A 10,041-nucleotide genomic window follows, 5' to 3' on the forward strand; every position below is an offset into this window, starting at 1 on the left:
TGAAATAACAAAGGATTATCAGGACTATTTTTCTTCAGAGGCGGCCTTTCGCAGCGATAATCTCAGTGCTTAAGACCTTTGTTTTACGCTTTGTTGATGTTTTGTGCTGAGTTTTTATGAGAGAGAGACATAAAAAATGAGGTAAAAAAGTACAGATTTCTCATTTTTGTCTGTCAGAAATCACCGGATATTTTGCTGAAAAATAAGAATTATTTTCTTTTTTCTTCCGGAACGGAGAATAAACGTCCCCTTTTCCCGGAAAATAAGATGGATTTTATGCTGCCGATTTACAGGTTGATTTTATAATCAGATTGTAATGTACTGGTAAGTACATTTTTGATATTAACCAGAGAGGCCAGCATGGAAAACAATAAAAAAATCATTCGCGGCGGCACAATCATCACAATGGATGATGCCACCGTCATAACTGGATGGCGCTGTTCCGTGGTGTCTCGGCGGAAGAGTCGTTACCGGCATTTCTTATCAATACCTTCCATGCATTCGGCGCAATGATGACGGCAGACAATATGTATGCCGCTGTTCTGAACGGCAATATCAGTGCCCTGAATGCCGGTACCACAACGGTTTATGAAGTGAATGACTGCGTTAACTCACCGGAACATGCCGCCAATGCGGTTGCGGCGATGAAAGCCAGCGGTATCCGTGGCGTCTACGGTTACGGCATGCAGGTCTATGATTTTAAACCCGCGGGCTTTGCGTCCATGGATGCACGGCGTGACTGTGCCCGTGATATTTCCGAAACGTTGTTCCGTGACCAGGATCGGCTGGCGCCCGGGATGCTGATTTCCGATCCGGGTACGGTACCGTTTGCCGAATCGGCAAAACAAATCCGTCTGGCGGATAAACTCGGTCTGAAACACGCTTCCCATACAGGCGCAGCCAAAACCTCAGTTTTGCTGCGCGGCCTGCGTGAACTGGACGATCACGGCTTATTACTGCCGGGACATATCCACGCTCACAGTAACGGACTGACCGGCGAAGACTGGAAGCTGATCGCCAAAAGCGGCGGTCATGTGGCGAGCACACCATCCAGTGAGTTACAGATGGGGATGGGTTTCCTGCCTTATCAGCCGTGTGCGGAGTTTGGTATTCCGTTTGCGCTGGGTACGGATTTCATCGGTGTGACAACGGATGACCTGTTCACTCAGATGAATATGGCACTGCAAATCGAGCGGGCACTGGCGAATGAGAAAGTACACCAGCGCGATACCATGCCGTTTGAAATTACCCCGACCATCCGTGAAGCCCTGCACTGGGCAACCCTCGGCGCGGCACAAGTACTGGGACTGGAAAACGAGATCGGCTCGCTGGTTGCCGGGAAAAAAGCGGACATCATCATTATCCGCCACAGAGACGGTTTTGTGGCACCGGTCCACGCCGCAGGCAGTGTGGTACAGATGACACACGCCGGTGATGTCGATACCGTGCTGGCCGATGGTGTGATCCGCAAACAAAACGGTGTGCTGACCGGTTTTGATCTGCCTGAGGTAACCCGCTTATCCCATAACGCCCTGGCCGGGCTGGAAACACGCATCCGTGACCGGAAAATCCTCAATGCACAGGAAGTGGAAGCCTTCTTCCGCCTGGCGGAACGGATGGCATCCTTCCATTTCGCACAGGCATACAGTGATGAATTTTTTGTTCAGGCCATGAAACAGTCCTGATTTGCAGTGCGCTGCGGCGGGCAGCGGTCTCTCTTAGTGATCCCGCCTTTTCGGGGATTCCGGTTTAATCCGGGATCCCTTTTTTTATGCCTTTTACCAGTGAAGGGTCAGCGTGGTGGTTATCTGACGGTCATTGCCCCAACTGCATGCCGTATCGGTAAAGCAGGCGGAAACATAATGCTTGTTGAACAGATTATTGATATTCAGCGCGATTTCCGCATCCTCAAGGGCAGGGAGGTTATCAAGCCGGTAGCTCAGCATCATATCCGCCACGGTGTAAGCCGGAACGGTGAAGCTGTTGGCGTCATCCCCTTGTGTTTTACCGTTATAACGTACGCCGCCGCCGACAGTCAGGCCGCTGAGCGGTGTGCTGTCAAAGGTGTAATCTGTCCACAGCGAGGCAGTGTGCGCCGGGACCATGGCGGGGTGATGATTGGCATTCTCCGCCTGCTGACGGAAACGGGTATCGGTATAAGCATAGCCGGCGATCAGGTTCCAGTTGTAGGTCAGCGCGGCTTTGGTTTCCAGCTCACCCCCCCGCGAACGAATTTTCCCGCCCTGAACACTGAAAAACGGATTCAGCGGGTCGCGGTGCAGGTTATTATCTTTGGTCAGTTCATACACTGCGAGTGTGGCGGACAGCGCAGCATTCTCCGGCAGGTATTTCAGCCCGGCCTCATATTGTTTTCCGCGTGACGGTGACAGCGGTTTTCCGCTGACCGTAGCTGCAGTGCTCGGCTCAAAGGATTCGCTGTAGCTGAAATACGGGGCGAAACCATAAGGCAGCTGATAGTTCACACCACCGCGCCAGGTGAACTCTCTGTCTGTCTGGTGATGGGCGCTGTCTGCGCCGCTGAGGTTATCGTGGCTGCGGGATTTACTGGTATTTTCGTCATAACGGCCGCCGAGGGTGAATGTCCAGTCATCCAGGAAAAGCTGATCCTGGGCATAAATTCCGGTCTGATGATTTTTATTCACCGTGCCGCTGTCTGCCAGCGGTAATACGGTCAGATTACCGTACTGCGGAGATCGCAGATCCAGCGGGGCAGCAACGCCCATCTCATTGGTCATCCGGTTGCGAAGCTGTGAGTAATCCACGCCCGCCATCAGGGTATTGCGCCAGCCGTGACCGCTGATGTTGTGGATGACATGGGTATCAGTGACCAGGCCGGACAGCCGTTCGTCATTGCGGATATGGCTGCGGGAGAGGGTGGATGAGAGATCCTGCTGCGGCACGCCGTAACAGGCCGCCGGATTGCTGCTGCATAATCCGCTGCCGTAAATGGTGCGCCAGTTGGTGCTGATGTGCTGATAACGTAATCCCTGATGCAGCGACCAGTTATCATTGAACGCATGATCAAACTGCCAGCCGATCAGCCGCTGCTGCCGTTCAAAGCGGTTATAGCCCGGCTCGCCTTCGTTAAACCCGGTCGGCAATTTCCCGGCAGCGCCGCTGTCCACTGTTCCTTCACGCGGCAGCCAGCCGTAATAGCCGTTGCGCGGGGCATTCATGGCCTGGGCGGTAAGCAGCAAAGAAGTGGCATCATCCGGCTGCCAGAGGTAAGAGCCCTGCAAGGCATAATACCGCTCCCGCTCCCCCTGTTGCTGCTGATGCTGGTCATGCAGTGTGCCGGTCAGGCGGTAAGCCTGTGTTTCCTCATCATTCAGGGCATCACTGAGATCAAACCCAGTCTGCCACAGGTGGTGATCCCCGGCCTGTAAGCGGATTTCCCGCAGCGGATCCCTCTGCGGACGTTTGGAGGTCATCGTGACCACGCCGCCCGGATTGGATTGTCCGTAAAGCACCGACGCCGGGCCTTTCAGCACATCAATCCGCTGCATAAATTCCGGCAGCATCCGGCTCTCCGCATACATATCCCCCTGTACCTTTAATCCGTCCAGATAGATATTCTGGCTGACATTATGGAAGCCGCGCATCATGACACTGTCGAAAACGGATGAACTGCCGGACGTACCGGTCACCACGCCGGGGGTATATCCCAGCGCCTGTTTCAGCGTGGCAGGATTGCGGGCGGTGATTTCCTCCTCACTGATCACCGAAACTGAAGAAGGAACTTTGTTCAGCGGCGTGGCGGTTTTGGTGGCACTGTCGCTGTGTGTGGCGCGGTATGTGCCGTTGCTGTCCAGCGGACTGACCGCAGGCGGCGCGGCGGTGACCACGATTTCATCTTCAGCGGCGTGGCAGACACCGGCAACCAGTAAAGCCGCCAGCGAAAGCCGGAACAGGGAAGTGCGGTATAGTGCAGTCATACATCCTATCTCATTGAATGATAATTATTACCGTCATAAGTGACATGTGTGCGGATGACGGCTGTGATAAATAATGAAAAAGGCTGCCGGAGCAGCCATCAGAGTTAATTCAGGTGATTACGCCGCATCAGCGTGCGGGCGCGGTTTTTTCATGAAGAAGGCGAAAACCAGTGATAACAGGCCGAGCAGCAGACTCAGCCAGAATACGGCATGGATCCCCGATGCCAGTGCGGCGGTTGTTGTCTGCTGTGCTGCCGCCGCGTCACGGTAAAAAGACATCAGAGAGATGGCTGAAGCGGTACCAACGGCACCGGCTACCTGATAAAAGGTATTCCAGACGGCAGAGCCATCAGCATATAACCTGGCGGGCAGGGCACTCATGGCAGTAGTCTGCGCGGGCATGATCACACAGGTGACACCCAGGCACAGGAGCATAAAGGCGGCGACAATCTGCCACACCGGCGCATTTTCACCGATGGCATACAGGAACAACGCCGCACTCATCAGCATAAACAGAGAGCCGCAGACCACAAACGGGCGTGAATCAAACCGGTTATACAGAAAGCCGATCAGCGGTGAGAACACCACATTGATAATATTGCCCGGCAGCAGCAGAACCCCAGCCAGTGCCGCACTCAGCATCAGCACATCTTTCAGGAATACCGGCAGAATAATTGCAGCGGAGAGCACACTCATCATGCTCAGGATCATCATGATCAGGCCAATAATAAACAGCGGATTACGGAACACATCCGGGTGGATCATCGGCATCGCCATGTGTGTCTGACGGCGGGCGAATACGCCGAGGCAGAGAACCCCCGCCAGCAGGGAGCCCCAGACAGCGGGATCGCTCAGGCTGTGTTCCGCCAGGATAGCCAGCCCGTAGATGATGCCGCTGAATCCGGCGGAGGAAAGCAGAAGAGAAACAATATCAATACGCGGGCGTGTGATGTCACCAATCGGTGCGATGGATTTTACGGCAAACAAAATGATGGCGGCATAGGCCAGCGCACTGAGCCAGAAAATAGCATGCCAGCTGAACAGGGTGATAATAAAGCCGGAGATTGTCGGCCCCAGTGCCGGTGCCAGGGTAATCGCAATACCTATCATCCCCATCACCACCCCGCGCTGATAGACCGGAAAAATGAGTAATGCCGCACTCATCATTACCGGCAATATCACCCCGGTACCGATGGCCTGGATAACCCGCCCGAGCAGCAGTACGGCAAAACCGGGGGCCAGTGCGGCTACCAGACAACCGGCTAGGGAAACACACAGCGCGGTGAGGATCAGCACTCTGGTATTAAACCAGCGCACCAGAAACGCCGACACCGGAACGAACACCGCCAGCGTCAGCAGGTAGCCGGTCACCAGCCACTGCGCCTGACCGGCGGAGAGAGAGAACTGGCTCATCAGATTGGTGAGCGCCATATTTAATGCGGTTTCCCCGAACAGGCCGGTAAATGTCCCGGCCATCAGTACGCTCAGCATCATTTTCGGATAGCGTACCTGTATTGTTGCTTCTGTTGTCACATTCTTATCCTATTATTTCATCAACCAGGTTGACGAAAGGAAAAGTAACGCACTTTGCGATGATGGTCAACTTAGTTGACTAAGTGTTTTTGGTATACTGCACAAAAAGAAAAGGGGAGTGCGCGTGAAAATTGCATTGAATGACCTGGATTTTATCGACCTTATCAGTGAGCGGCACACACTGCTCCGTGAACGGATTGATACACTCTGGAATGCCCGCAGCGACATTCACATGAGTAATTCGGAGTGGTACATTTTATCGAGGGTGTATGACCAGCCGGTATCCATAGCTGATATTTCTGCGACAGTGACGATTTCCCGTCAGGCGATTCATAAATTCATCCGCCAGATGGAAGAAAAGGGATTAATCACCATCTTTGATGTTCAGGGCAGCAAAAAGCTCAAGGGGGTGAAAATGACACCGTTCGGGCAGCAATGCTATGACGCCTATGAAGCCATCAAAACCGGATTATGTGATGACATTGCGGCTGCTGTCGGGCAGGAAAATCTCGCACTGATCATCCGGCTATTTCAGCAACCCTGGTTTGATAAAAAACAGTAACGCCTTTTCTGCTGCCCGGAAAAGGCGTTACTGTTCAGGCGGCAGCGATAAGGGTGAACAGCCAGCGGAGCAGCACATCGGTCAGAGCGGCATCATCCGCCGGGTTCAGTTTTGCGGATTCTTTCCGGAAATGCTGCCATAACACACCGTTCTGCGCGGGGATTTGCCGGTGCAGGCGCTGCGCTGCTTCCAGCTTGCCGCTGATCACCTGCGGATCCGGAAAACGCGGCAGCGGCTGCCCGTACAGGCACTGCAGGTCATCCTGCAACTGTGAAATTTGTGACGGTGCAAAATTCAGTAATTTCCCGCTGTGTATTAATGCCGGGGAAGACTCCGCCTGAACCGCCTGTAATGATTGATGTAATACCTGTTGCAGTGTGTTCATTTTTCTCTCCTGATAATCCGGGCTGCTGTGCCGGGGATAATAGCGGACAGAAAAACCAATGCTTCGCTGTCCGGCGAAATATCTGCGTTTATCATGGAAGAGGAAAAGAAACGGAACACTCCGGTTATTGCTTTTTAATTGTGCTTATCCCGGGGAAAAGGATTCAGGACTTATGATCATGTCCGCAGAATGATAAATAACGGTAAAGCTCAGGCAGATCTGAATGCCTCCGGCGGACAACAACCCTTGTATCAGTCAAAAGAGGATGGGAATTCCGGAAAAATACGCTTTTCATGTGGTTATATTGTGGAAAGCTTAGGTTTTGGTAATGTAATCATTGGCAAATATCCTTAGGAAAAGCATAATGGTGTAAATTTTACTGACTTCCTCAGGTAACAAATGAGCCAGTACGAATTAGATTATTCATTCAGTGACGCATATCAAAGTACCCTGAATAACATTTCAAGAAATGAATGGGAGGTAAGAAACGCCTGCCTGAGCTTATCCGCAGGGCTGGATAATATCGAAATTTATAAATACATAGACACTGATTTTATTGCAACATGGAGATTAATGTCTCCGGCAGATTTATCCTCAGAGGATTTTTTAGATACCATAACGATATATTCAACCTATGACGTGTGTAATAATAACAGAAATGACTGATTTCAATGCATTAACGAAAATACCATTTGGTTGGAGTCAAGTGTTTATATTTTATTTTTTATTTTTAGTGATATTGTTTGTTCTAAGAAAGTTAATGATTTTTTTGATAAAAAGAAATAACGCATTACTGGATTTTTTTTACATATTAGTAATAATGGCTATTGGTGGGGGGTATCTGACAATATTTAAGCTTGGTGAGGATTTCATTCCGGGATATTTTTTTATAACGTCAGGTGGGAATAAAGACATTATAATATGGAGCAGCCTTTTATTTGCTTTCATCCTTGCTTTTTTTTCATCACCAAACATAAGAAAGTAATGTGTTTTCTGGAAATATCATTAGCCACAATTCTTGGTTTTCATAAATAATTAACTTTAAATTTATCTTAAGTTAACTATCTCATTGGTATTAATGTGAATAAATAAGGCGTTATCGTAAGTGAAAATTGCAGCTGCGTATAGATATTATTGCTGGTTTTCACTGTCACCCTGTTCTCCGGGAAAATGTCACTTTTGGTGAGATTAGTTAAGGTATTTACTTTAGTTAAATAAGGGCTGTTTTATGATTTTATTAGCCTGAGACTATCCCGGATGACTAAGGTCATTTAGGATAGTTCTGTGAGAAAACAGACTTGGCCGGTATAAGCAGTAACGGTTGTTTAACCTGTTTATTTTGTTATTTATTCAATGGAATGATAATAGCGTAAATTGGACTTTTCTGTCGGGGTCCAGTATGGCTACTGCTTCAGTGAAGTGCCGGTAATTTGCCGGTTATGGTGTGCGATTTTAAGCATTACAGGATCAATCACAGCACTTAGTTTTTCGACAAAATAGATCCCGGGAATCACACCAATGATACCGGGCATTTTGGAAGCAGATGAAGCGTCATATACGTAAATTTAATGATATTTAGAAGGCTCATTTTTTCAGTATCCGAGGGGATATACGTAGCGATTTAGTATACTGAGCTCAGAATGATGAGTAATCTTAAAAAGATAGCTAATAACAGAATTTAAATATTGTTAAGAGTAATTTCATTTTTATATCTGAGGAGGCATCATGAAAATTAGTTCGCCAGGTTCAATGTCAGGTCATAGAATTAACAATAAGGAATATGACTACATAAATAATATGAACAATAATTTATTGAAGATAGAAAAACAGCTTTATTGTACAAATGAACCAGACAATAAAACAAAGCTTAAATTAAATAATTTAATATTTGGCTTTATCAATGAGATAGAAAATAAACTTAAATCGGATCATGGGTTAACAGATAAATTACAAAAAAAGCTGCAGATATTGAATATAAAGTTTGGTATGGCTGCAATAAAAAGTGGAGATACAGACTGGGAGAGCTTTAGTTTAGCAAAAGAGGTTTATGATAATAGTCAATTACCTGATTATTTTTCATTGACTCTTGACGAGTTACAGACACAAAAGATAACAGCAGAGGAAAGAATATATGCATGGAACTGTTGTCAATATAATTTTGCACATAACCTCATTTATACCGAAATGCCAGCTCCTGAAAATAAAATGCAAGAGATGTTTTCACTTTATTTTGATCAGTACAAAATGCAGGGTATTTCGGAAAATATTGCGATAGCCTCAGCAAATGCTAAAATTGCAGAAAAGTTGTGCCAAAATAGCTTTGGCACAGAAGAGGAAGGACTAAATTCCTCATTATTTATTGCCAGTAGAAAACTTAATCAATTTTATGATGATTATATAAAGTGTGTAAACCCCGAAACGGATATGAACCTGATATTAGAGGGGGAAATCTTATCTGAATATATGTCAGTCTTCATCCCGTCTGAAATTAAAAAATTATTAAAAATAAGTTAACTAACTTGTAGGCGAAAAAGTGACATCAATTATATTGGTCTGCACATGACAGCCGCCGGAACCGCATGATGTTCAACCGGCAGGCATTATTGCGCACCAAAAAGCGCATAGGCTAAAACGGAGCAGGAAGCCCCACAGCAGCCGCAGAAGAAAAATAAGGTGAGGTGCAAGCGAAGAAGCGAAAACGCCGTACAAACCGGACATCAGTACGTGCGCGAGGTGCTGGTAGATTTGATGATTTTCCGGACATGCCAGGAAGCCCGTGAAAGCGGGCTGAATAGCAACAAATACAGACCGTAAATCTTAACAAATCTTAACTAAAATTGGGTTTTGAGAGGCTGCCACGATTATCATGGCGATATTAATGATTGTTCAGTGTGAAAATTATACGACATCCTGCTGACCAACGAAAAATATAATGACGTTCCTGACTGGGTTTCACTTATGGGTTAATATTCTTACGTGATAATAACTAATTCAGAGATAATACAATGTCAGGATACCGGCCGAATATATTCGGCAAAGCCATGGCGATTGATTGTGACAAAACCACAACAGGAGCCACCTGTATCGCGTCGTCAAGCATGATAAAATACAAAGGCACCCCTGCGGTGATTGTCGGCGACCTCACCACCCCCTGCCCGCAGTGCAAACAGACCGGCACGATAGCAACCGGAGACAGCCGGATGATGAATAACCGCAAACCACAGGCTGTTGACGGTTCAATCGTGCAGTGCGGTTGTCCTTATGGCTCTAATACCATTATCGCAAAAGCTTCCCCCGCGAACGCTACATCACTCACAGATGTGAGGGCATTTTCAGAATCAAAATCACATACAGGATATGCCGGTACCCGAAAACTTCCGGCCTACCTCACCGGAGAAAAAACCGAATTAGGATTTATTCCTGATTATCCGGCGCTACGTAACAGCATGGTTTTTCCGGATCAACGGTTGAGGGGGATGTTGTATCAAAATAATTTCGATGTGATGTTGCTCACCGTTAGTGAAGTTTTTGAAGTGCTTCAGTCATGGGGATGGAAAGACACAAAAACGGCCTGGGTAGAAATGACACAATCCGGTATCGGGCAG

8 protein-coding genes are annotated in these 10,041 nt (G+C 48.0%); 5 read left to right on the top strand and 3 right to left on the bottom strand.

The genetic code is table 11. The annotated features are described in order from the left end of the window. Positions 1-431 precede the first annotated feature (431 nt). Entirely contained in the window at positions 432-1,685 is a 1,254-nt protein-coding gene (locus N7387_RS09320) for an amidohydrolase family protein (protein WP_279798407.1), read from the top strand. Positions 1,686-1,778: 93 nt separating this feature from the next. Here N7387_RS09320 and N7387_RS09325 read toward each other — a convergent pair whose 3' ends face one another. Then, positions 1,779-3,956 carry a TonB-dependent siderophore receptor gene (locus N7387_RS09325; RefSeq protein ID WP_279798409.1) on the bottom strand — a complete coding sequence of 726 codons (2,178 nt, stop codon included), beginning with the start codon at positions 3,954-3,956 and terminating at the stop codon, positions 1,779-1,781. A 117-nt stretch (positions 3,957-4,073) separates the two neighbouring features. Continuing rightward, entirely contained in the window at positions 4,074-5,489 is a 1,416-nt protein-coding gene (locus tag N7387_RS09330) for a DHA2 family efflux MFS transporter permease subunit (RefSeq protein WP_279798411.1), read from the bottom strand. A 124-nt stretch (positions 5,490-5,613) separates the two neighbouring features. Here N7387_RS09330 and N7387_RS09335 point away from each other — a divergent pair, with 124 nt between their 5' ends. Beyond that, complete coding sequence (locus N7387_RS09335; protein WP_279798413.1) at positions 5,614-6,051, top strand: MarR family transcriptional regulator; 438 nt, start codon at positions 5,614-5,616, stop codon at positions 6,049-6,051. A 34-nt stretch (positions 6,052-6,085) separates the two neighbouring features. On the opposite strand, the gene N7387_RS09340 is transcribed toward N7387_RS09335, so the two are convergent. Beyond that, positions 6,086-6,436, bottom strand: a complete 351-nt coding sequence (locus tag N7387_RS09340) for a hypothetical protein (protein WP_279798417.1) — start codon at positions 6,434-6,436, stop codon at positions 6,086-6,088. A gap of 399 nt (positions 6,437-6,835) precedes the next feature. On the opposite strand from N7387_RS09340, the gene N7387_RS09345 reads away from it, so the two are divergent. The 3 genes from N7387_RS09345 to N7387_RS09355 form a co-directional block, all read left to right on the top strand. Beyond that, a complete protein-coding gene (locus N7387_RS09345) occupies positions 6,836-7,102 on the top strand; it encodes a hypothetical protein (protein WP_279798420.1) in 267 nt (88 codons plus the stop codon). A gap of 1,059 nt (positions 7,103-8,161) precedes the next feature. Continuing rightward, positions 8,162-8,950: a hypothetical protein gene (locus N7387_RS09350; RefSeq protein ID WP_279798421.1), complete on the top strand. Its 789-nt coding sequence runs from the start codon at positions 8,162-8,164 to the stop codon at positions 8,948-8,950. Between the two features lie 527 nt (positions 8,951-9,477). Continuing rightward, positions 9,478-10,041: PAAR domain-containing protein (locus N7387_RS09355; RefSeq protein ID WP_279798424.1), on the top strand; the 564-nt coding region annotated here is incomplete at its 3' end.

The sequence above is a fragment of the Morganella sp. GD04133 genome, from assembly GCF_029835375.1.
GTDB lineage: Bacteria > Pseudomonadota > Gammaproteobacteria > Enterobacterales > Enterobacteriaceae > Morganella > Morganella morganii_B.